The organism is Streptosporangium roseum DSM 43021, assembly GCF_000024865.1.
In the GTDB taxonomy this organism is placed as follows: Bacteria; Actinomycetota; Actinomycetes; order Streptosporangiales; family Streptosporangiaceae; genus Streptosporangium; species Streptosporangium roseum.
In genome coordinates, this window is record NC_013595.1 from 7,821,326 (window position 1) to 7,844,062 (window position 22,737).

Annotated in this window: 16 protein-coding genes; 8 read left to right on the forward strand and 8 right to left on the reverse strand. The window is 72.7% G+C overall.

The window, feature by feature from the left end; translation table 11 throughout:
* Positions 1–3: 3 nt before the first annotated feature.
* The 3 genes from SROS_RS34190 to SROS_RS34200 are packed head-to-tail and all read left to right on the forward strand — an operon-like array spanning position 4 to position 2,400.
* Positions 4–759 (forward strand): LamB/YcsF family protein, encoded by a 756-nt coding sequence (locus SROS_RS34190; protein ID WP_012893519.1) that lies wholly within the window; start codon positions 4–6, stop codon positions 757–759.
* Positions 756–1,385 (forward strand): 5-oxoprolinase subunit B family protein, encoded by a 630-nt coding sequence (locus tag SROS_RS34195; RefSeq protein WP_012893520.1) that lies wholly within the window; start codon positions 756–758, stop codon positions 1,383–1,385. The genes SROS_RS34190 and SROS_RS34195 overlap by 4 nt, the downstream gene beginning before the upstream one ends.
* Before the next feature lie 22 nt (positions 1,386–1,407).
* Positions 1,408–2,400, forward strand: coding sequence for a 5-oxoprolinase subunit C family protein (locus SROS_RS34200; RefSeq protein WP_043653508.1), 993 nt, complete (start codon positions 1,408–1,410; stop codon positions 2,398–2,400).
* Here the strand turns inward: SROS_RS34200 and SROS_RS34205 are convergent.
* From SROS_RS34205 to SROS_RS34235, 7 genes are all read right to left on the reverse strand, one after another.
* Positions 2,397–3,485 (reverse strand): winged helix DNA-binding domain-containing protein, encoded by a 1,089-nt coding sequence (locus tag SROS_RS34205; protein ID WP_012893522.1) that lies wholly within the window; start codon positions 3,483–3,485, stop codon positions 2,397–2,399. The two genes, SROS_RS34200 and SROS_RS34205, sit on opposite strands and share 4 nt — an antisense overlap.
* Before the next feature lie 60 nt (positions 3,486–3,545).
* Entirely contained in the window at positions 3,546–5,282 is a 1,737-nt protein-coding gene (locus tag SROS_RS34210; protein WP_012893523.1) for an ABC transporter family substrate-binding protein, read from the reverse strand.
* Positions 5,283–5,314: 32 nt separating this feature from the next.
* The gene (locus SROS_RS34215; protein ID WP_012893524.1) at positions 5,315–7,471 is read right to left on the reverse strand and encodes a dipeptide ABC transporter ATP-binding protein; all 2,157 of its coding nucleotides are present in this window, start codon (positions 7,469–7,471) and stop codon (positions 5,315–5,317) included.
* Positions 7,468–8,379: an ABC transporter permease gene (locus tag SROS_RS34220; protein ID WP_012893525.1), complete on the reverse strand. Its 912-nt coding sequence runs from the start codon at positions 8,377–8,379 to the stop codon at positions 7,468–7,470. The genes SROS_RS34215 and SROS_RS34220 overlap by 4 nt, the downstream gene beginning before the upstream one ends.
* A gap of 8 nt (positions 8,380–8,387) precedes the next feature.
* Positions 8,388–9,371, reverse strand: coding sequence for an ABC transporter permease (locus SROS_RS34225; protein WP_012893526.1), 984 nt, complete (start codon positions 9,369–9,371; stop codon positions 8,388–8,390).
* A gap of 263 nt (positions 9,372–9,634) precedes the next feature.
* Complete coding sequence (locus SROS_RS34230; protein ID WP_012893527.1) at positions 9,635–11,977, reverse strand: AAA family ATPase; 2,343 nt, start codon at positions 11,975–11,977, stop codon at positions 9,635–9,637.
* Positions 11,978–12,317: 340 nt separating this feature from the next.
* Positions 12,318–14,186 carry a tetratricopeptide repeat protein gene (locus SROS_RS34235; protein ID WP_012893528.1) on the reverse strand — a complete coding sequence of 623 codons (1,869 nt, stop codon included), beginning with the start codon at positions 14,184–14,186 and terminating at the stop codon, positions 12,318–12,320.
* 229 nt (positions 14,187–14,415) lie between these two features.
* Here SROS_RS34235 and SROS_RS34240 point away from each other — a divergent pair, with 229 nt between their 5' ends.
* From SROS_RS34240 to SROS_RS34250, 3 genes are all read left to right on the forward strand, one after another.
* Positions 14,416–15,969: an MFS transporter gene (locus SROS_RS34240; RefSeq protein ID WP_012893529.1), complete on the forward strand. Its 1,554-nt coding sequence runs from the start codon at positions 14,416–14,418 to the stop codon at positions 15,967–15,969.
* Between the two features lie 68 nt (positions 15,970–16,037).
* Positions 16,038–16,862 carry a DoxX family protein gene (locus SROS_RS46405; protein WP_012893530.1) on the forward strand — a complete coding sequence of 275 codons (825 nt, stop codon included), beginning with the start codon at positions 16,038–16,040 and terminating at the stop codon, positions 16,860–16,862.
* A 194-nt stretch (positions 16,863–17,056) separates the two neighbouring features.
* On the forward strand, positions 17,057–18,220 hold the full coding sequence (locus SROS_RS34250) for a low temperature requirement protein A (RefSeq protein ID WP_043653513.1): 1,164 nt from the start codon (positions 17,057–17,059) through the stop codon (positions 18,218–18,220).
* Here the strand turns inward: SROS_RS34250 and SROS_RS34255 are convergent.
* On the reverse strand, positions 18,162–18,656 hold the full coding sequence (locus tag SROS_RS34255) for a winged helix-turn-helix transcriptional regulator (RefSeq protein WP_012893532.1): 495 nt from the start codon (positions 18,654–18,656) through the stop codon (positions 18,162–18,164). The genes SROS_RS34250 and SROS_RS34255 overlap by 59 nt on opposite strands.
* 46 nt (positions 18,657–18,702) lie before the next feature.
* On the opposite strand from SROS_RS34255, the gene SROS_RS34260 reads away from it, so the two are divergent.
* Positions 18,703–19,389 carry an NADPH-dependent F420 reductase gene (locus SROS_RS34260; RefSeq protein ID WP_425358622.1) on the forward strand — a complete coding sequence of 229 codons (687 nt, stop codon included), beginning with the start codon at positions 18,703–18,705 and terminating at the stop codon, positions 19,387–19,389.
* 602 nt (positions 19,390–19,991) lie between these two features.
* Positions 19,992–22,721: a collagen-like domain-containing protein gene (locus SROS_RS54060; protein ID WP_081453487.1), complete on the forward strand. Its 2,730-nt coding sequence runs from the start codon at positions 19,992–19,994 to the stop codon at positions 22,719–22,721.
* Positions 22,722–22,737 lie beyond the last annotated feature (16 nt).

A 22,737-nucleotide genomic window follows, 5' to 3' on the forward strand; every position in this document is an offset into this window, starting at 1 on the left:
GCCATGGTGATCGACCTCAACGCCGACCTCGGTGAGGGCTTCGGCATCTGGCGGCTGGGCGACGACATGGCCCTGCTCGACATTGTGACCAGCGCGAACATCGCCTGCGGGTTCCACGCGGGCGACCCGCTGACCATCCGCCGCACCTGCGCGGCCGCGGTGGACCGGGGGGTGATGATCGGCGCCCAGGTGTCCTACCGGGACCTGGCCGGATTCGGTCGGCGCGAGATGGAGGTGGATCCGGAGGAGCTCTGCGCCGAGGTGCTGTACCAGCTCGCGGCGGTGGACGGGATCGCCAGGGCGATGGGCGGCCGGGTCTCCTACGTCAAGCCGCACGGCGCGCTCTACAACCGGATCTGCCGCGACCCCGAGCAGGCCGACGCGGTCGTGGAGGCGGTGGCCGACTACGACCGCGACCTGCCGCTGCTCACCCTGCCCGGTTCGGCCGTCCACGAGATCGCCGCCCGGGAGGGCGTCGCCACCGTCACGGAGGCCTTCGCCGACCGCGCCTACACCCCCGCGGGGACCCTGCTCCCCCGCCGCTCCCCCGGCGCGGTGCTGCACGACCCCGCCGCGGTCGCGGCCCGGGCCGTGCGCATGGCGACCGCCCGCACGGTGACCGCGGTGGACGGCTCCGAGGTCCCGGTGGACGCGCGATCGATCTGCGTGCACGGCGACACCCCGGACGCCGTGCTGCTGGCGCGGGCCGTCCGCGACGCCCTGATCGCCGCCGGGGTGACCCTGAAGGCCTTCACTTGACGTCCTGGATCCGCCGGGCCGGGGAAGACTCGCTGCTGGTGGAGACCGGGTCGCTGGAGATCTCCCACCGGCTGGACGCCCTCCTGCGGGCCGACCGCCCGGCCGGGGTGGTCGAGATCGTGCCCGGCCCGGAGACCGTCCTGGTCACCGCGCCGGGTGCCGACCTGTCCGGGCTCCGCTCCCGGCTCTCCCACCTGCTGGGTACGGCACGCGACGCGGGCACCGGCGCCTCCGCGGCCGGGAGGGCCGTGACGGTTCCGGTGGTCTACGACGGCGCCGACCTGGACGACGTGGCCGCCCTGAGCGGGCTGTCCACCGAGGAGGTGGTCGAGCGGCACACCCGGAGGGAGCTCGTGGTGGGCTGGCTCGGCTTCGCGCCGGGGTTCGCCTACCTCACCGGGCTGGACCCGGCGCTGCACGTGCCCCGGCTCTCCACCCCCCGGACCGCGGTGCCCGCCGGCGCCGTGGCGATCGCCGGCCCCTACTCGGCGGTCTATCCCTCGGCCTCGCCGGGGGGCTGGCGGCTGCTCGGCCGCTCCCTCATGGCGGTGTGGGACGTGACCGCCGACCCGCCCGCCGTCCTGACGCCGGGCACGCGGGTGCGCTTCCGGGCGGTCACGGGATGACCCCTCCTCTCCGGACCGTCCCGTGATCGAGGTGCTCGTGCCGGGGCCGTACGCCACCGTGCAGGATCTCGGCCGGCCCGGCTACGGCCATCTCGGCGTTCCCCGGTCCGGTGCCGCCGACGCGCCGAGCCTGCGGCTGGCCAACCGCCTGGTCGGCAATCCGGAGGATGCCGCCGGGATCGAGCTGACCTTCGGCGGGGCCTGCCTGCGGTTCACCTCCGGAGCCTGGGCCGCCGTCACCGGAGCCCCCTGCCCCGTCGAGCTCCGGACCGCCGGGCCCCCGGCCACCGGGCTGCCGAGCACCGGGCTGCGGATCGGCGAGCTCCCGGACGCCGGGCTGCCGGGCGGCGCGGGGCGGGAGGGCCTTCCGCCGGGCGGGCCGGGTCCTCGGACCAGGACCGTGGGACCGTACGCGCCCGTCTGGGTCCCGGCGGGAGGCGAGCTCCGGGTCGGGACGCCTCCGGTCGGCCTGCGGACCTATGTCGCGGTCCGGGGCGGTCTCGACACGCCCCTCGTCATGGGAAGCCGCTCGACCGACTCGCTCTCCGGCCTCGGCCCTCCCCCGCTCCGTCCCGGCACCGTCCTGCCCGTCGGCCCGACCGGCGCCCTGTCCCCCATCACCGTGGACGCGGCGCCGCCCACCGCGGCCCCGCCGGAGGTGCTGCGGATCCTGCCGGGCCCCCGCGACGACTGGTTCGTCCCCGGCGCGCTGGCGGCCCTGTGCGCCGAGCCGTACCGGGTGAGCCAGGACAGCAACCGGGTCGGCGTGCGGCTGGAGGGCGCCCGCCTGGAGCGCGCCCGCGACGGGGAACTGCCCAGCGAGGGCATGGTCGCCGGAGCTCTCCAGGTGCCGCCGGACGGCCTGCCGATCGTGTTTCTCGCCGACCATCCGCCGACGGGCGGCTACCCGGTCATCGCCGTCCTCGTCTCGGCGGACCTCGCCGGAGCCGCTCAGCTCCGCCCCGGGGACCGGGTCCGCTTCCGCCTCGGCCGGGGATCCGAGGCGTCGCTCTAGGGCAGGAGCGCGGCGACCCGCCGGGCCTCTGCGGCCAGGGCGTCGGCGGGGACGTCTTCCAGGAGGTCGAAGGCGATCTCGCCGTTCTTCGCCTCCCAGACCCCGGCCACCCTGCCCCGGTGGACCACGACGGGGGAGATCCAGCCGGCGGCCCGGCTCACCTTGGGCCTGGCCTCCTTGGGCAGGAGCGGTTCGAGGTCGCGGGGGGCGGCGAGGATGTACTGGTCGAAGCCGGGCAGCAGATGGACTCCGGTGGAGGGCGTGGTCGTGGCCAGGTCGTCGAGGTGCTCGGCGAGCAGGACCATCGGCCGGCCCTCCACCTCGACCTCCGCCAGCTCGGGGGCGAGGTCGCGGAACCAGCCGCGCAGGATCGCCTTGCGGGCGGCGCCCCGGTAGAGCCAGGTGTCGAAGGTCTCCGGTGTGCCGGGGCCGTGGGCGCCGAGGAAGGACCGGACCAGGCGCAGGCCGCCCTCCTCCGCCGACAGCGGCTCGGCCGGCCAGCCGGGCACCCAGTCTCGGGGGCTGACGAAGGTCACGCGGCCGTCGCGCGGCGGGCCGTAGCAGAGCTCGCCGAGGAAGCTCAGCGGCTTGAGCAGGGCGCCCCAGCCGGAGGTGAGCGCCTCCTTCAGATGGGCGTCGCCGGTGACCTCGATGACCCCCTCCACCAGCTCCTCCCGGGTGAGGGTGCGGCCGTCGAGCGCCTTGGGGACCGCGTCGAGGATGGCGGCGACCTCGGCGGCGGTGACGCCGTGACCGCGCTGCCAGGACCCCTTGTCCCAGTTTCGGAAGGCGCCCAGGACCGCGGTGTAGGAGGGCAGCTCGTCGACGGGGACCAGGTGCAGGGTGCCGCGCGCCGTCCAGGTCTTGACCAGGGTGCGCTCCTGCCACAGGGCCGCGTCGATCTCGCCGGGGCGCGGGCCCGCGTGCCGTACGGCCACCGCCAGCTCCGCCGAGGAGGCCACCTGGGCCTGGACCCCGGTGAGCCGCCGGACGACCGACACCGCGTCAGGGCCGGTCGCCGGATCAATGAACTGGCGCTTCAACCGCCATGCGAGCACCTGGGGCCAGGTCACTGAAATCGTCATGGACTGTCTTCTACACCACCGCCCCGACGGAAGGCCTGCCCCCACCGGACGGCGAGGGCGTCAGCCCGTGAAGCCGATGTCCTGGTATCTCAGGTCGTAGAAGCCGCGGGCGCCGTAGTTGGCGAGGGTGTTCTTGACCGCGACGTTCTGCGGGCGCTGGTAGAGGGTCACCACGTTGACCGCCTCCCAGATCAGCTTGTCCGCGGCGTTGGTGTCGGCGATGGCCTGGGCTCCGTCGAGGTCGGCGGTCGCCTTGTTCATGGCGGCGTCGATCTGCGGGGAGCCGATGCGGCCGAGGTTGGCGTTCCACTGCAGCCGGCCCTTGGAATCCTTGGTGGCGTCGGCGTACTGGCCGTAGCCGCTGGAGACGGGGAAGGGCGTGCCCACGTAGGCGAAGGCGGTGATGTCGTAGTTGCCGGGGATGATGTATCTGGTGAAGTAGTCGTCACTGGGCACCGCGTGGAGGGTGACCTTGACGCCGACCTGGGCCAGCATGCTCTGGGTGATCTCCGCCTCGGACTTGGTGAGCTGCAGGCCGGACGGCATCACGAACCGCAGGGCCAGCTCCCTGCCGTCCTTCTTGCGGGTCTGCCCCTCCAGCCGCCACCCGGCGGCGTCCAGCAGCTGCGCGGCCCGTTCGACGTTGTGGACGCCGACCTCGCCCGCGTTGTCCTGGTAGCCCTCCTGGGTGTTCATGAAGAAGTGGTTGTTCAGCAGGACGATCGGCCAGTCCAGGCCCTGCAGGTCGGACTGGGCGATGGCCTGGCGGTTGATGGCCATCGCGACGGCCCGGCGGACGTTGACGTCGGAGAGCACGGCGCTCTCGCCGTTCATCGTGATGTGCCGGAAGTCGGGGCCGGCCGCCTGCCGCACGATGGCGCCCTGGGTGCTCTTGGCCCGCGCGTAGTCGGGCGCGGACGGGCCGACGTCGAAGGTGTCGAGCTCACCGTTGCTGAAGGCGCCGACCAGCGCGTCGCTCTCCAGCGCCCGGTAGATGATCTGGTCCAGCTTGGCCCTGTCCCCCCACCAGGCGTCGTCCCTGACGATGGTGACGGTCTTGGCCGTCTGGTCGAACGAGACGAACTTGAACGGGCCCGCGGTCACCGGGATCTTGTTCAGCCATCCGTTGTTGAACCCGTCGGGGGTGGCGTTGGTCGCCTTGGGATAGAGCGGCCCGAACAGCGACTGCCAGTCGCCGAAGGGCTTGGCGAAGGTGACGACGACCTCGTGGTCGTCCTTGCCCTTCGCCACGCTCTCGATGTCCTGGTAGCCGGTGGTGCCCGCGACGCGGTAGTCGCCGTTCTTACCGCTCATCGCCTGCCACTGGGCCCTGTAGTCCTCCCAGGTGATCGGCTTTCCGTCGGACCACCGGGCACTCCGGTTGAGGGTCAGCCTGACGACCTGCTTGGGCTTGCGGGCCGTGATCACCCCTTCCGACAGGTAGTCGGTGTTCGCCGAGATCTCCCCCTTCTCGTCGGAGCGGAAGGCGGAGGGCATGAGCGCGTCGATGACCTTCTTGACCATCGCCAGGTTGCCGTCGACGTGGTTGAGGTTCCAGTTGGTCGGATACTCGTTGAGCCCCCAGCGGAGCTGGCCTCCCTCGCGGACCCTGTCCCGGGGGACCGGGTTGATGTCGTAGGCCTTGACCGCCGAGGCGGAACCGGCTGACGGCTCCCCTCCCGTGCCGCTCCGGCTGCCTCCGCCGCTCCCGCCCTGGCTGCCGCAGCCGGCCAGCGCCAACGAGCCGGCCACGCTCAGGGCGGCGGCGAACGCGCCCACGCGCCGGATTGATATCACGGTTCCTCCTGGGGTGTACGACGTCGAGCGGGTCAGACGACGTCGAGCTTCTCGGCGAAGTGACATGAGACGCCGTGGTCCTCCCCGAGCCGGCGGACCCGGGGCTCCTCCTCGACGCACCGCGTCCGGTCGGTCTCGTCGAGGGTCTTGAACTTGGGACAGCGGGTGCGGAAGCGGCAGCCGGAGGGAGGGTCGGCCGGGCTGGGCAGGTCGCCTTCGAGCAGGATGCGTCTCCTGGAACGTTCCTTCTCGGGGTCGGGCAGCGGGATCGCCGACAGCAGCGCCTGGGTGTAGGGGTGCATCGGGGTGTCGTAGACCTGGCCGACCTGGCCGATCTCGGCGATCTTCCCGAGATACATGACTGCGACCCGGTCGGCGATGTGCCGGACCACGGCCAGATCGTGCGCCACGAACAGGTATGACAGGCCCAGCCGGTCCTTGAGGTCCTCCAGCAGGTTGATCACGCCTGCCTGGATGGACACGTCGAGCGCCGAGACCGGCTCGTCCAGCACGAGCAGCCGGGGCTCCAGCGCGAGCGCCCGGGCGATGCCGACGCGCTGGCGCTGGCCGCCGGAGAAGTCCTGCGGGTAGCGGGCGGCGTGGCCGGCGTCCAGGCCGACCAGGCGGATCAGCTCCCGGACCCTCGGTCCCGGGTCCCGGATCCCGTGCGTGCGCAGCGGCTCGGCGACGATGTCGTAGACGGTCATCCTCGGGTCCAGCGAGGCCAGCGGGTCCTGGAAGACGACCTGCATGTCCCGGCGGATCGCCATCCGGTCGCGGGCGTTCAGCGTGGCCGTGTCGTGTCCCAGCACCACGATCGTGCCGTGCTGCGGCCTGGTCAGCTCCAGGATCTCCATCAGCGTGGTCGTCTTGCCGCAGCCCGACTCGCCGACCAGGCCGAGCGTCTCCATCCTGCGGATGTCGAAGCTGATGCCGTCCACCGCGTGGACGGTGCCGACCCGCCGCCTGAAGAGCGCCCCCTTCATCAGGGGGTGGTGCTTGGTCAGGTCCTTCACCGCCAGGACCACGTCGCGTTCGTCGCGCGGCAGCCGTGCCGGCCGCAGGTGGACCGGGGGCATCCCCGGCCCGTGCTCCTCAGGGCCGCCGGTCCCGGCGCGGTAGATCTGGGCGGGCGTCCAGCCCTCGGCGTCGATCTCGCCCGCGCGGATGCAGGCGGCCAGGTGGCCGGGCGAGCCCACCGGCTCCAGCGCCGGCTCCGCCTCGGCGCAGGCCGGGACGGCTATCGGGCAGCGCGGTTCGAAGGGGCAGCCGGGTGGCAGCGCCGACGGCGACGGCGGGTTCCCCTCGATCGGGACGAGCGGTTGCCCGCCGTCCCGGTCCAGCCGCGGGATGGAGGCGAGCAGGCCCATGGTGTACGGCATGCGCATGCGGTAGTAGACGTCGTCCACCGAGCCGACCTCGACGGGCCGCCCGGCGTACATGACCAGGACCCGGTCGACGGACCCGGCCACCACCCCCAGGTCGTGGGTGATCAGGACGATCGCCGCGCCGGTCTCCCGCTGCGCCCTCTTCAGCACCTCCAGCACCTGGGCCTGGATGGTGACGTCGAGCGCGGTGGTCGGCTCGTCGCAGAGGATCACGTCGGGGTCGTTGGCGATCGCCATCGCGATCACCGCGCGCTGGCGCATGCCGCCGGAGAACTCGTGCGGGAACGCCTTGGCGCGCTGCGCGGCGTTGGGGATGCCGACCAGGTCGAGCAGCTCGACGGCCCGCCTCGCGGCCTGCTGCCCGGTGACCTTCTGGTGGATCCGCACGGCCTCGGCGATCTGGTCGCCCACCCGGTAGACCGGGGTGAGCGCGGAGAGCGGATCCTGGAAGACCATCGAGATCGTTTTGCCCCGGAACGCGGTGAGCGTCTTCTCCGTCGCCCCGAGGATCTCCTGGCCCCGCAGCCGGACCGAGCCGGTGACGTGGGCGTGCGGCGGGAGCAGGCCCATCACCGCCAGCGAGGTGACCGACTTGCCGGCCCCCGACTCTCCGACGATGCCGAGCACCTCGCCCGGGCGGACCGCGTAGCTCACCCCCCGGACGACGCGCACCGCGTCACGGCCGGATCCGAAGGTGACGTTGAGGTCGGTCACCTCGAGGACCGGGTCGGCCAGGTCCGCCCGGCCGCTCGCGCCGGGCCTGGCTCCCGCACCCACCTGGCGTTCGTCACACTCTCTCATTGTCCTCCTCGCTTCGCGGTGGGGTCGAAGGCGTCGCGCAGGGAGTCACCGACGAGGTTCACCGCGAGCACGGTGACGATCAGCAGGCCGGCGCAGAACCAGAACGTCCACGGGGCGTAGACGGCCGTCTTGGCGCCGTCGGCGATGAGGCTGCCCAGCGAGACGTCGGGCGGCTGGATGCCGAAGCCGAAGTAGGACAGGGAGGTCTCGGTGAGGATCGCGGCGCTGACGTTCAGCGTGGCGTCCACGGCCAGCAGCGAGGACATGTTCGGGATGACGTGCCGGAAGATGATCCGCACCGGCGACACGCCCATGAACCTGGCGGCCTGGATGAACTCACGCTCCTTCAGCGAGATGGTCATGCTCCGGACGATCTTCGAGGTGACCATCCAGAGGAACAGCGCCAGGACGAGCACGAACAGCGGCCACTGGCCCTCGGCGAAGAGCGGCGACATGATCGCCAGGATCAGGAAGGCCGGGAGCACCAGCAACAGGTCGGTGAGCCAGGTCAGCGATCTGTCGGCCCAGCCCATGAAGTATCCGGCGAAGGCGCCGACCACGGCCGCCAGCGTGGTGCCGATCACCGCCGCGAGCAGGCCCACGATCAGCGACTTCTGCATGCCGCGCAGCGTGACCGCGTAGACGTCCGCGCCGGTCTGCAGGGTGCCCCACCAGTGCTCGGCGGAGGGCGGCTGCAGGAAGGCCATGAAGTCCTTGTCGGTGTAGCTCCACCTGCCGAGGTAGGGCCCGGCGAAGGCCAGCAGGAACATCAGGACCAACAGCGCGAACCCGATCCGGCCCTGGACCGAGCGCGAGAAGCGGCCGGCCACCACCCGGAGCCGCGAAGGCGCCTTGATCCTGTCGATGCCCGCCCTCTGCTCGGCGAGTTCCTCGTCGGAGATGGTCATCTTCTCGCTCACCCCACCCGGACCCGGGGATCGAGGACGGCATGGAGGACGTCGGAGGCCAGCGAGGCCGCCAGGACCGCGAAGGCCGCGAAGCAACTGATCGCGGCCACGGTGTTGACGTCGTTGGTGGAGATGGAGTTGACGAGCTGCTCGCCCATGCCGTGCCAGCCGAAGATCTTCTCGGTGAAGGTGGTGCCGACCAGCAGCGAGCCGAAGGTGAAGGCGAAGTAGGTGACCGCCGGGATCAGCGCGGTGCGCAACGCGTGCCTGGTCAGCGCGGTACGGCGGCGCAACCCCTTGGCCATGGCCGTACGGATGAAGTCGGCGCCGAGCACGTCGAGCATCATGTTGCGCTGGTAGCGGCTGTAGACGGCGATCAGCCCCAGCGAGAGCGACAGGGTGGGCAGGATCAGGTGCTGGACCCGGTCCACCACCTGGGTGGGGAAGCCTCCCCGCAGCCCGGGGGTGGCCTCACCGCTGACCAGGAAGACCTGCGCGCCGACCAGCTCGTTGAACCAGACCCCGGTGATGATCAGGATGTTGGCCAGCACGACCGTGGGGACCGCGAGGACGACGAAGGAGGCGCCGGTCGACAGCCGGTCGAACACGCCGTACTGCTTGACCGCCGCGTAGGCGCCGACGAACACGCCGGTGACGCTGCCCAGGATCAGCCCTATGGTGATCAGGCGCAGGGTGACACCGGCCCGCCGCCCCAGGTCCTGGCCGACCGAGCCGCCGGCCACCGTCTTGCCGAAGTCTCCGTGGACGACGTCGCCCGCCCAGGTCAGATAGCGCTCGAACAGCGGCGTCCTGTCGTTCAGGTTGAGCTCGGTGAGGCGCGCGTCGATGACCGCCTGCGGGATCGGCGGGTTGCGGCCCTCGTAGTTGGACCGGGGGTTGAGCGCGCTGGCCGCCAGCATGTAGGCCAGGCTCGTGGCCACGACGATCAGCACCAGGTAGTTGAGCAGCCGGCGAAGAAGGAATCCCGCCATCGCCTCCCCTTCCGCGGTCCCTGCTGTCGGTGGCCATCCTGCTACATGTTGCGTCCACTCAACTACAGAGAGTTCTCAATCGGGGGTGCGATCTCAGTCAAGGGCCGTGTTCGCCGCCCTCGCGTCATGAGCGCGCGGGTGCCGCGCGGGTGCCGCACGGCGGGCCCGTCCGCGACGGGCCGCAGGTCACCACGGGACGGATCCGTCCACGACGGGCCGCGGGGGATCACCGTCCGGCGAGCTCGTCCGCGACGGCGCGCGGGTCAGCGTCCGGCGAGCTCGTCCACGGCGGCGCGCAGGTCGGCGCTGGTGATCGTGGTCAGGTCGGCGGCGCTGGCGGTGCCGCCGCCCAGGGCGGCCAGGCGCACGTCGCGGCGCATCGCGGCACGCTCGAACAGCGAGCGGGCGAACCGGCCGTTGCCGAGGCCGTCGATCAGGCCCTCGTCGCAGACCCAGGTGAAGACCTCGGCCAGATCCCGGCGGGCGGCCTCGTCGAACCGGTCGCCCGACCGCTCGGCGAGCAGCTCGGCGATCTCTGCGAGCTCGCCCGGCTGGTAGGAGGGGAACTGCACGCGCTGGCTGAACCTGCTGGCCAAACCGGGGTTGGTCGCCAGGAACCCGTCCATCTCGCGCTCGTATCCGGCCAGGATGATCACCAGCCGGGCGCGGTCGTCCTCGGCCCGCTTGAGCAGCGTCTGCACGGCCTCGGCTCCGAAGGCGTCGCCCCCGGCGTAGCCGGTGTTGATCAGGCTGTAGGCCTCGTCCACGAACAGCACCCCGCCCAGCGCCCGGTCCACCAGCTCGTTGGTCTTGATCGCGGTGGCACCGAGATGCTGGCCGACCAGATCGGCGCGCTGGGCCTCCACCACGTCGGGCTGGGCGAGCAGTCCCAGCGCGGCGAAGATGCGGCCCAGGATGCGGGCCACCGTGGTCTTGCCGGTGCCCGGCGGCCCGGCGAAGACGAAGTGCCGCATCTGCGCCGGGGTCGGCAGCCCTCGCTCCTGGCGCATCCTGGCCACCCTGAGCTGCGCGGTGATCGCGTGCACCTGTCTCTTGACCGGCTCCAGACCGGCCATCCGGTCCAGGTCGGCGAGCGCTTCTTCCAGGCTGGGCGTGGCCTGGTAGCCCCGGAAGCGGGCGGTGAGCTCGTCGAAGGCCTTGGCGACGTCGTGCGCGGAGGTGGTCACCAGGTCCTCAGTGGTGGGCGAGCCGCCCGCGCCCACCACCCGCACGTCCCGGGCCTGGGCCGCGGCCTCCACGAGGCTGCGCACGAACCGGGCGTTGCCCAGCTCGTCGACGATCGTGCGCCGGTGCACGTCCTCGAAACGGGCGAGCAGCGCGGGGCCGGCGTCCCCGGCCATCCGGTCGCCGCGCCGCCGCTGCAGCAGCTCGGTGATCTGGAGCAGCTCCTCCGGCGCGTAGCTGGGGAAGCGGACCCGGCCGGCGAACCGGCTGGACAGGCCGGGGTTGGAGGACAGGAAGGAGGTCATCTCCTTCTCGTAGCCGGCCAGGATGATGATCAGGCGGTCGCGGTCGTCCTCGGCCCGCTTGAGCAGCGTCTGCACCGCCTCGGCGCCGAAGCGGTCGGGCTGGCCGTCGCCCGAGTTGATCAGGCTGTAGGCCTCGTCGACGAACAGCACCCCGCCCAGCGCCCGGTCCACCAGCTCGTTGGTCTTGATCGCGGTGGCACCGAGAAACTCCCCGACGAGGTCGGCGCGCTGGGCCTCCACCACGTAGGGGGTCTCCAGCAGGCCGAACGCGTAGAAGATCTTCGCCACGGTCCTGGCCACGCTGGTCTTGCCGGTGCCCGGGGGGCCGACGAACACGAAGTGGCGCATCGGCGGCTCGGTGGAGTATCCGGCCTCCTTGCGGAGCCGGGACGCCTCGATCGAGGCGGCGATGGAGCGCACCTGCTCCTTCACCGGAGCCAGGCCGATCATGCTGTCGAGCTCGCCGAGGGCCTCCTCCACCGAGATCGGCGGCGGCGCGGCCTGCTCGCCGGACGCGGAGACGGGGTGCCCGCCCTCGCGGACCCGGAGCCGGGCCGGCTGCTCGGTCCCCGCCAGCGCGGCCCTGGCCTGGCGGGCCTGGACGAAGCGGTAGACCAGCACCGCGGCGGCCACGCCGTACGCGGCCCACAGGGCGGCGCCCGGCGACACCGCGGCGAGCGCGAGGGCCACCACCGCGGCCGGGACCAGGGCCATGAGCGTGGTCAGCCACGGAGGGACCCAGCGGATGAGGTGCGCGAGCCCCGCCACCGGGACGGCCAGGAGCGTCAACGCCGCCGAGGAGGACGACTGCGTGCCGTACAGGCTCTGGAAGACGGGCAGGAGCAGCACCCAGGCGGCCACCACGACGAGGGTGGCGGCGGCCCGGGGGAAGCGCAGGGTCAGCGCGGCGAAAGCGAGCAGGGTGAGCGTGACGAGGAACGCGTTGAGCGGCGACCAGCCCATGCCCAGCGCCAGCCCGACCGCTCCGATGAGCAGCGCGGCGTAGATCAGCCTGCGCAGGAGCGGCGAAAGCCGGAAATAACCCAGCCTGACTTGTTCGAACACATCCCGTGCCGCCGCGCGCCCCGTCGGCCGGGCCCTGTCGGGTTCCCGCATCACGCCTCCCCGGTCCGACCCCGGTTATACCGCACCGAGAAGAGGTTTGCGCATGCCTGAGCAACGCGCCACGCCGCCGCACGACACGATCAGATAAAGGGATGAGGGCGGATGAACCCTACGATCCGGGCGTCAAATTCCGGCCGTATGTCCCGCCACGGGAAACACCCCCTCCCTCCGCCGCGTTCCCGCGCCTCTCCGGGCCCTCCGCTCCGGCGCTCCGGCGGCGGCGTGCCCGTACGGCCCGCGGCGCCGGCCGCCGGGCGCAGGCCAGGGGAATGTCACCGGCCGGGAAGGACGCCGACGGCCGGACGGGGCGCGCCGCGGGCTCCCCGGCCGCTCAGCCGGGGCGGACGCGGCCCTGGTGGCGGCCGGGATACTCGCCGACCAGGACGTGTTTGGGGGTGATCCGGAGCACGGCGGCCTCGGTGTCGCCGATCGCGATGCCGCGCACTTCTGCCCAGAACCGGCGGTCCAGCGGGTCGGCCACGAACACCGCCACCCTCGGGTCGTGTTCGGCCGCCCTCCACGCGTCGTCGGCGGCGATCAGGCGGAGCTCGCCGCCCGGGCCGACCGAGCTGACCGAGCCGACGGCCAGCGCGCGCGGCCCGGTCGGGTCGGCGTAGGCGAGCACCACCCCGCGGGCGTAGGTGAAGGCCCGGCGCACCTCCCCGCTGAGCCCCACCGGAGGCCCGGCGTCACCCGGCAGCCGGGGGCCGCAGCTCTCACACATGATCAGGGATGCCCGCCACGGCCCCGGCGCGCCCCGCCACCATGCCTCCGCCGACCGCGTGGCGGACACCGCCACCAGCGCGGCCAGCGCCCCGATCCCGGCCCGCAGGGACCAGGCGCCCACCGTTTCGGGAAGCCCCAGCGCCGGCACGGCCGCCGCCAGGCCGAGCGCCAGGGAGGCGGCCGGCAGCAGGGCCAGCGCCACCTTGAGCAGCCGGTCCGTGGCGAGCACCTGGCGGAGGCAGGGGGCCAGCCCTCCCCTGGCGTACACCCAGCCGAGCGCGAGCGGGACGGCCGGCGCGGCGAGGGCCCACCCCGGCTCGTCCAGGAACAGGGCGGCCCCGGCGACCACGGCCAGCACCGACCACGCGCGGCCCGCCACCAGCCAGAGGGTCACGTCGATGTCCCGCCGGGCCGTACGGTCCTCGTGGACCGCGGCGAACTCGGCCAGTGCCCTGACCGGCCGGCCCCGCCACGCCTCGATCAGCACGCGCAGGACGATCACGACCACGCCGTTGAGGAGGACCAGACCGGCGAGGGCCGCCCACACGCCGTCCGCCGGTTCCACCGCCGGGTCGAAGACGAGCGGGGGAGCCGTCCGGGGAAGGGTGGCGATCGCCGCCACATAGGCGGCGACGGCGATCAGGGTGATCGAGACGGACATGCCGAGCCACGGGTCGCGGGCGAGCATGCCGGGGACGTAGGGCCAGAGCCTGACCCGATGGGCCTGCCTGAGCGTGATCGCCAGAACGGCGGCCGGCACCACCGCGCCGCCGAGCCTGGCCTCGGTGACCAGGCCTGGGCCGAACGCCACCGTGGCGACCGCGGCGAGCGATACGGCCAGCAGGACGCGGACCTGCCGCGACCACACCTCCATGGCCCTCCGGGCGCGGCCGGTCTCGCGGGGGTCGACCGGCCAGGCGGGGTCGTGATGGCCCCGGGGGCGTTCCCAGCGCAGGAAGGCCAGGCCGAGGTTGATCCTGGCGCCGGGGTGGCCGTCCAGGCGGCGCAGCGCGTCGCGGTAGGCGGCCCCGGCGCGGCGGTGCTCACCGCGCAGCAGCGCGAGGTCGCCGAGGAGGACGTGCGGGTCGGGCTCCTCGGGTGCGTAGCGGACGGCCCTGGCCGCCTGGACCCGCGACTCCCGCCAGCGTCCCGGCACCCGGCGCAGGGCCGCGCCGAGGCGCAGTCTCGCGGCCCAGGACCCGGGCACCAGCCGTACGGCCTCCTCGGCGGCGGCCACGGCCTCCGCGTCGCGGCCGAGCCGTTCGAAGGCGAGGCTGGCGAGGCGATACCCCCAGTCGGCCCCGGACTCGGCCAGGGGGTCACGCTCCACCGCCTGGCGCGCGGCGTCCAGCGCGGCCTCCGGCTGGTCACGGCTCAGGCAGGCGGCGGCCACGGCGCACCATTCGCGCGGATTATCGGGGTCCAGCGGGGACGGGACCTGAGCGGAGTCCTGCCCGCCGGGACCGCTCACCATGACGGCTCACGGACCTTGCGCTGACTCCCCACGATCGCCATGGTCCGTGCGGGATCACTGTTTGCCTAGATGGCGGATATATGCCTGTATCTCTCTAGAGAGGTCGCGCGCGTCCTCGGGGGATGCGCATACCGCCGTGAACCGATCCTCCGATGCGGTCTCATCCGGTGCCCGACTTCGCCTAAGCTGCGACGCATGTTCGTCCAGGTCGGCAATCCCTGAGCGGCCCATGATCACTATGGGGGCCGTGGCCGAGGCCACGCGAGACGGAAGCGATCCGCGGGCGCGCGGGGCCGGCCGCTGGTCGGTCCTGATACTTCTCTGCTTCAGCCTCCTGTTGATCGCGGTGGACGCCACCGTCCTGCACATCGCGGTCCCGGCGCTGACCGCCGCGCTGGAACCGAGCTCGGTGCAACTGCTGTGGATCATCGACGTCTACTCGCTGGTGGTCGCACCGCTGCTGCTGACCTTCGGCACCCTCGGCGACCGCTACGGGCGAAAACGCCTGGTGCTCGCCGGATACCTGGTGTTCGGCGCCGCCTCCGCGGCGGCGGCGTTCGCGCCGACCCCGCTCACGCTCATCACCGCGCGGGCGTTCCTCGGTATCGGCGGCGCGATGATCATGCCTGCCACGCTCTCCATCATCCGGCAGGTCTTCACCGACCGGCGGGAGCGCGCGATCGCGCTGGGCGTGTGGAGCGCGGTGGCTGCGGCCGGAGCCGCGATCGGACCGCTCATCGGCGGCCTGCTCGTCGAGCACTTCTGGTGGGGCGCCGTCTTCCTGATCAACGTGCCGATCCTGCTGGTGCTGCTGCCCTCGGCCGCCAGGATCCTGCCCGAGTCACGCCGGCGCGCCTCTCAGCCGTGGGACGCGCCCAGCGCGCTGCTGTCGGTGCTCGGCATCCTCGCGCTGGCCTTCGGCCTGAAGGAGGCGGGATCCGGCCATCCGGGCGGGGTGGTGGCCTTCCTGTGCGGAGCCGGGCTGCTGGTCTGGTTCGTGCGCAGGCAGCGGCGACTGCCCTTCCCCCTGCTCGACCTCGGCCTGTTCCGGCGGCGGGCGTTCTCCGTCGGGGTGGCGGCGGTGCTGCTGACGGTCTTCGCGCTGGTCGGGCTGGAGCTGATGCTCGCCCAGTATCTGCAGCTCGTGCTCGGTGACAGCCCGCTCGGGGCCGCGATCCGCATGCTGCCCCTGATGATCGCCTCCGTCGCGGGAGGCCTCGCCGGCGCGCAGTTGCTGCGCCGGGTCGGACTGCGCGCCACGATGAGCGGCGGGCTCGCGCTGACCACCCTGTCCCTGCTCCCCCCGCTGGGCTGGGGGACCGAGCCGCATCCGCTGATGCTCGCGCTCTGCTTCGTCGGCATCGGCTTCGGCATCCAGGTCACCCTGCTGGCCGCGTCCGACACGATCATGTCCTCCGCCTCGGAGTCACGGGCGGGCGGCGCCGCCGCGATCGAGGAGACCGCCTACGAGCTGGGAGCCGGCCTCGGGGTGGCGATCCTCGGCACGATCACCACCGTCGTCTACGCGCCCTCGCTGGCCTCGGTCTCCGGCGTCTCCCCCGAGCTGATGACCCTGGCCCGCCAGTCGCTCGCCGCCGCGGCGCACGCGGCCCAGGAGATCGGCGGCGCCGGTGGGATCGCGCTGCTGGGCGCAGCCCGGGTCGCCTTCGTCTCCGGACTGCACACCACGATCATGGTGAGCGTGCTCCTGCTGGGCGCGACCGCGGTGTCGGTGGCGCTCCTGGTCCCCCGCCGATCCGCTGACCAGGGCGACTGCGACTGACGGGTTTGGGCGGCCTCCGCGCGGTCATCTATGGGCAGGAACGGTGAATCTGACCAGAATGAGGAACCGTGCGACGAACCCTCCACGATCTCGCCGCCCTGGCCGCCAGGCTCGGGGTGGGCGGCATCTTCTTCGCCAACGGCTGGCACAAGCTGGAGGCGGGGCTGACCGCCACCGGCGACCAGTTCGCGACCCTGGGCGCCCCCGCCCCCGGAGCCTGGGCCGCCACCACGATGCTCATGGAACTCATCGGCGGAGCCCTGCTCGTGTTCGGGCTCGCCGTACCGGCCTGCGGGCTGCTGCTGTTCGCCGAGGCCGTCGCCGTGTTCATCGTGGCCAGCGGGGAGCAGGGCCTGCCGCTGACCGGCGGCGACGTCAACCTGATCGTGGCGCTCGGCGCGGCCTCGATCCTTCTCGCGGTCGGTGGCGCGGGCCGGCTGTCGGTCGACCACATGGTGGTGATCAAGCGGCGTGAGGCCGAGGCCGCCGAGGACTTCGCGGCCGAGGCCGAGGCCGATGACGTCATCGCCGCGCTGCGCGAGCCGGAGGCCCCCGGTCCCGCTCCGGACGGGCCGGCCCGGACCGCGCCCGCGCCCGCGGAGAAGCGGACCGCTCAGGCGGAGAGGCCGGCCCGGACCGGGAAGCCGGTTCCGGCGGAGAGGCCCGGTCAGGGCGTCCGGGCGGACAGGACTCCCCGGACGGGCAGGCCGGCCCAGGCTCCCCGGGTGGACGGCCCCGAGACCGGCAGGGACACCGCGGAGTTCCCTGCCGTCCAGCCCCGGGCCCGCCGCCGGAGTACGGCGAGCGAGCCGGAGAGCGCCTCCCCGCCCGGTAAGAGCGCCGACACCCTGGTGGCCGGGGAGAAGGCGAAGGAGGAGTCCGCCGGAGAGTGATCGGTCCGGCGCACCGCGCGGACCGGAGCTCCCCGGGCGGGTGCCGCGGCCTGGGCCGGCACGATCCCCGGCGGGAGGGACGGGGCGGCCACCGCGCTGCTCGACGGATCCGATGGGGAGGGGAGTAACACTTCGTCTCATAATGGATGATTTATCCGGATGTGCCGGGCGGCGGATCCCTCCAGAATGGGCGCATGCGGCTGCCTGGCTGGTTCACTGAGCGGATCGAATCCGCCCCTCCGGAGAGCGAACTGCGCGTCTCCACCCTTGAGCTCTTCTTCGACCTGGTCTTCGTCTTCACCGTCACCCAGCTCACCAGTCTGCTGGTGGACGGGCTGCAGGCCGGCAAGCCCATCGAGGGCGCGCTGCGCGTGCTGCTCGTGTTCGGTGTCATCTGGTGGATGTACGCGGGCTACGCCTGGCTGACGAACGCGATCCCGCCCGTACGGCCCGCCCGCCGGATGCTGATCCTGCTGGGCATGGCCGGTTTCATGATCGTGGCACTGGCGATCCCGTCGGTGTTCGACGGCGACGGCACGGCGTTCGCCATCGGCTACCTGCTGCTGATCACCGTCCACGCCGGACTGTACCTGCAGGCCACCTCGGCCATCGCCCGGGTGGTCCCGTTCAACCTCGGCGGGCTCGCACTGATCGGCGTGGCGAGCCTCGTCGGCGCGCCGTACAACTACCTGCTCTGGGGCGCCGCGGTGCTGCTGCTGTGGGGCAGCCCCTACTTCATCGGGCAGAAGGGCTTCGCCCTCAAGGCCGGTCACATCGTCGAGCGCCACGGCCTGCTGGTGATCGTGGTGCTCGGCGAGTCGATCGTGGCGATCGGCATCGGCGCGACAGGGCTCCATGTCGACTTCACCCTCGGCCTGGCGGCGGTGCTCGCCCTCGCGCTGACGGCCTGCCTGTGGTGGCTCTACTTCGGCGGGGACGACGAGGTGCGCGCCGAGCACACCCTGGCCGGGGCCGAGCCGGTCCGGCGCACCCGGCTGATCCTCGGCGCCTACTTCTACGCGCACATCCCGATGTTGCTGGGGGTGGTCGCGGTCGCCGCCGGGGTCAAGAAGCTGATCGGCCATCCGGTCGACCCGCTGAAGCCCAGTGCCGCCGTCACCCTGGCCGTGGGCGTCGCCCTGTTCCTGGCGGGCAACGCCTGGTTCCGCCAGGTCCTGGACATCACGGGCAACCGGGTGAGAAACGCCGGCGCCCTGATCGCGCTCATGACGACCGCTCTCGGGCTCTGGTCGGGCCTCGCGCAGCTCACCGCGCTGGTCGTGCTGGTGACCGCGGTGATCACGCTGGAGCGGCGGTCGGTCCTCCACTCCCCCCTGCCGAGGCCGGTCGCCCACTGACTCCCCCGTCCTCCTCGTCCTCCTCGCTCTCCCCGTCCTCCCGCACGGCCGGGGGCGGGAGGAGGCCGTCGGCGCGGTCCTGGGCGTCCAGGACATCGTCCCCGTGGTCGAAGGCCCATTCCCCGAAGGCCCCGATCAGCGGCACCAGGCTGTGGCCCAGATCCGTGAGCCCGTATTCGACCCGGGGAGGTGCCTCGGAGTAGGCCCGGCGGGAGACGAGACCGTTGTACTCCAGCCTCCGGAGGGTCTCGGTGAGCACCTTCGTGCTGATCCCCCCGATGTGCTCGCGCAGCTCGCCGGGCCGGCGCGGGCCGTCGCGCAGCGCCCAGACGACGACGGCGTTCCAGGTGTTGCCGATCAGATCGAAGGCGAGGCGGGCACGGCAGTCGGCGAGGAACACGTCGGGGCCCTCCAGTATCGCTGAGACGTTACGCACCGAACGGTGCCTGATGAGCTTTCTACATTCGTCCTACATCAGCCGGATGACAGGAGGACGGATGCGTATCGGCATCCTTGGCGCGGGCCGCATGGCGGACGCGCTCGGAACGCAGTGGGTCCGTGCGGGACACGAACTTACGCTGAGCGGCCGGGACCCGGTGAAGGTCGCCGCTCTCGCAGAGCGGCTCGGCCCGGCCGCGCGCGCGGGCACCTGGATCGAGGCCGCGACCTCCGGCGAGGTGGTGCTGCTGGCCGTACGCGACTATGCGGTGGCCGAGGTCCTGGAGGCGGCCGGCGCCGCCGGCGGGACGCTGCGCGGGCGGGTGCTGATCGACTGCACCAACCCGGTCGTGCCGGGGCGGTTCACCCTCGCAACGGAGGGCGGGCCGTCGATGGCGGAGCGGGTGGCCGAGACCGCCGTCGGCTCCCGGGTCGTCAAGGCCTTCAACCTGTGCCACGAGGACGTCTGGCGGATGACGCCTCCCGTCTTCGACGGCGCTCCCCTGTCCGTGCCGCTGTGCGGAGACGACCAGGACGCGCTCGCGACCGTGCGCTCGCTGGTCGAGGACCTGGGATGCGGAGCGGTCGAGGCCGGCGGGCTGGAACGCGCCGGGCTGCTCGAAGCGACGGCGGCGTTCATGATCGGCCTGTGGTTCGGGGGCGCGGACGCCCGGGCGGTGCTGCCGCCGCTGAAGTTCGCGTCCGGCAGCCCGGACAAGGCGAACGCGTGACACCCGGCAGGAAATCGGCAAGGAATATGTCCGGTTAGCCGGATAGCTTCGGCAGGGTGGCATATCGGGTCCGACGCCGATCCCGGACCTCCGCGATCGGCGTCGGGCCCATGCCGGCTTCCGGCGGACCGTCAGGGGACGGCGATTCTCGGGCCGCACAGAGTGCAGTTCACCGAATTTCCGACAATAAACTAGATAGCACTATCTCCTGGCACTACCGACATTCTGCAGCGAGATTAAAATTCCCCATGTGGTTACATGGGCCCAGGGAGCTGCACGCCGTCAACCCGCTACTCCCAGGCGGATCACACGTTGATGGATCTTGATCCTCTGTTCACCGTCATTTTCTGGTCGTCCGCCCTCTTCTGGGTACGGATTTCGCTGGTGAGGCCATTCGGCGGGGAGAAATTCCCTCAACGGACATTCTGGGCACATATGGGTGCGACTGTCATTTATTCTGCGATTTCCCTAATCGCGGAGCGCATTCAGCCCGCCGTTCATTCACCGGGCAATTTTCGATCAAGACGTGCAGAATTGAGACAAGAGTGGCACAGCAATCAAAAGTCCTCCTCGGTACCCGGCTGCTTGCAGTCGCGGTCACGATGGCGGCTGCTCACGCCGGCGCCGTGGCCGGCGCGACAACCGCGCTGGCCGACGACCCCACAACGGTTTACGCCTGTGTGAAGGCCTTCGGGTCGACCAAGGGAAGGCCCCGCATCCTCGGCACCGGGACCACCACGTGCTACTTCGATGAGACACGGATCCTGTGGAACATCGAAGGTCCCGAGGGCGCCGCCGGACCACGGGGGCTCACGGGCCCCGTCGGACCACGCGGGCCCAAGGGCGACACCGGGGCGCAGGGGCCCAAGGGCGACACCGGACCCCAGGGCCCGCAGGGCCGCCAGGGACCGCAGGGCGCCGAAGGATCGCGCGGGCCCAAGGGCGACACCGGCGAGCAGGGAAGGCCAGGCGTTGCGGGCCCCGCCGGCCCGCAGGGCGAGCCGGGCAAGCGCGGCGACACCGGGGCGCAGGGGCCCAAGGGCGACACCGGACCCCAGGGCCCGCAGGGCCGCCAGGGACCGCAGGGCGCCGACGGTCCACGCGGCGACACCGGCCCGCAGGGGCCCAAGGGCGACACCGGGGCGCAGGGATCGCAGGGCTCCCAGGGTCCGCAGGGCTCCCAGGGACCGCGCGGCCCCAAGGGCGACACCGGCGGCACCGGTCCCCAGGGTCCGCAGGGCCCGACCGGCGAGACCGGTGCGACCGGCGAGACCGGCCCGCAGGGCCTGCCGGGAGACACCGGCCCGCAGGGCCCGCAAGGCGACACCGGCCCGCAAGGCCCCAAGGGCGACACCGGCGACCAAGGCCCGCAGGGCCCGCAGGGCGACACCGGCGACCAGGGCCCCAAGGGTGACACCGGCGACACCGGCCCCCAGGGTGAGCAGGGCCCGCAGGGCCTGCCGGGAGACACCGGCCCGCAGGGCCCGCAGGGCGACACCGGCCCGCAAGGCCCCAAGGGCGACACCGGCGACCAAGGCCCGCAGGGCCCGCAGGGCGACACCGGCGACCAGGGCCCCAGAGGCGACACGGGCCCGCAGGGCCCCAAGGGCGACACCGGCGACCAAGGCCCGCAGGGCCCGCAGGGCGACACCGGGGCGCAAGGCCCCAAGGGTGACACCGGCGACACCGGCCCGCAGGGCGAGACGGGTCCCCAGGGCGACACCGGGCCGCAAGGCGAGCAGGGTGAGCAGGGCGACACCGGACCACAGGGCGAGGCCGGACCGCAGGGCGAGGCCGGACCGCAGGGCGAGGCGGGCCCCCAGGGCGACACCGGACCACAAGGTGAGGCCGGACCGCAGGGCGAGGCCGGACCACAAGGTGAGGCGGGCCCCCAGGGCGAGGCCGGACCACAGGGCGAGGCGGGCCCCCAGGGCGACACCGGACCACAAGGTGAGGCCGGACCGCAGGGCGAGGCCGGACCACAAGGTGAGGCGGGCCCCCAGGGCGAGGCCGGACCACAGGGCGAGGCGGGCCCCCAGGGCGACACCGGACCACAAGGTGAGGCCGGACCGCAGGGCGAGGCCGGACCACAAGGTGAGGCGGGCCCCCAGGGCGAGGCCGGACCACAGGGCGAGGCGGGCCCCCAGGGCGACACCGGACCACAAGGTGAGGCCGGACCGCAGGGCGAGGCCGGACCACAAGGTGAGGCGGGCCCCCAGGGCGAGGCCGGACCGCAGGGCGAGGCGGGCCCCCAGGGCGACACCGGACCACAAGGTGAGGCCGGACCGCAGGGCGAGGCCGGACCACAAGGTGAGGCGGGCCCCCAGGGCGAGGCCGGACCACAGGGCGAGGCGGGCCCCCAGGGCGACACCGGACCACAAGGTGAGGCCGGACCGCAGGGCGAGGCCGGACCACAAGGTGAGGCGGGCCCCCAGGGCGAGGCCGGACCACAGGGCGAGGCGGGCCCCCAGGGCGACACCGGACCACAAGGTGAGGCCGGACCGCAGGGCGAGGCCGGACCACAAGGTGAGGCGGGCCCCCAGGGCGAGGCCGGACCACAGGGCGAGGCGGGCCCCCAGGGCGACACCGGACCACAAGGTGAGGCCGGACCGCAGGGCGAGGCCGGACCACAAGGTGAGGCGGGCCCCCAGGGCGACACCGGACCACAAGGTGAGGCCGGACCGCAGGGCGACACCGGACCACAAGGTGAGGCCGGACCGCAGGGCGAGGCCGGACCACAAGGTGAGGCGGGCCCCCAGGGCGACACCGGACCACAAGGTGAGGCCGGACCGCAGGGCGACGCCGGACCACAAGGTGAGGCCGGACCGCAGGGCGACACCGGACCACAAGGTGAGGCGGGCCCCCAGGGCGACACCGGACCACAAGGTGAGGCGGGCCCCCAGGGCGACACCGGACCACAAGGTGAGGCCGGACCGCAGGGCGACGCCGGACCACAAGGCGACACCGGACCGCAAGGTGAGGCTGGACCGCAAGGTGAGGCTGGACCGCAAGGTGAGGCGGGTCCCCAAGGGGAGCAGGGCCCGCAAGGCGACACCGGACCGCAGGGGCCCCAGGGGGATGCGGGCATCGTCGTGAACCCTCAGGACGTCAACGAGACCGTCACGGTCGACGCTGACGGCACGGGGACCGCCAGTGCCATCTGCCCCATCAACACGGCGCTGATCAACGGTGGATACGCGAACCCGGACGGGTTGCTCGTCACCGCCAACCTCGCCAACCTGGCCAACAACTCCTGGACCGTGACGGCCAGGAACGAGGGCCTTCTGCCTGCGCAGATCACCTCTCACGCCACCTGCTGGCCGCTGAGCTGACCTGAGCTTCCAACCG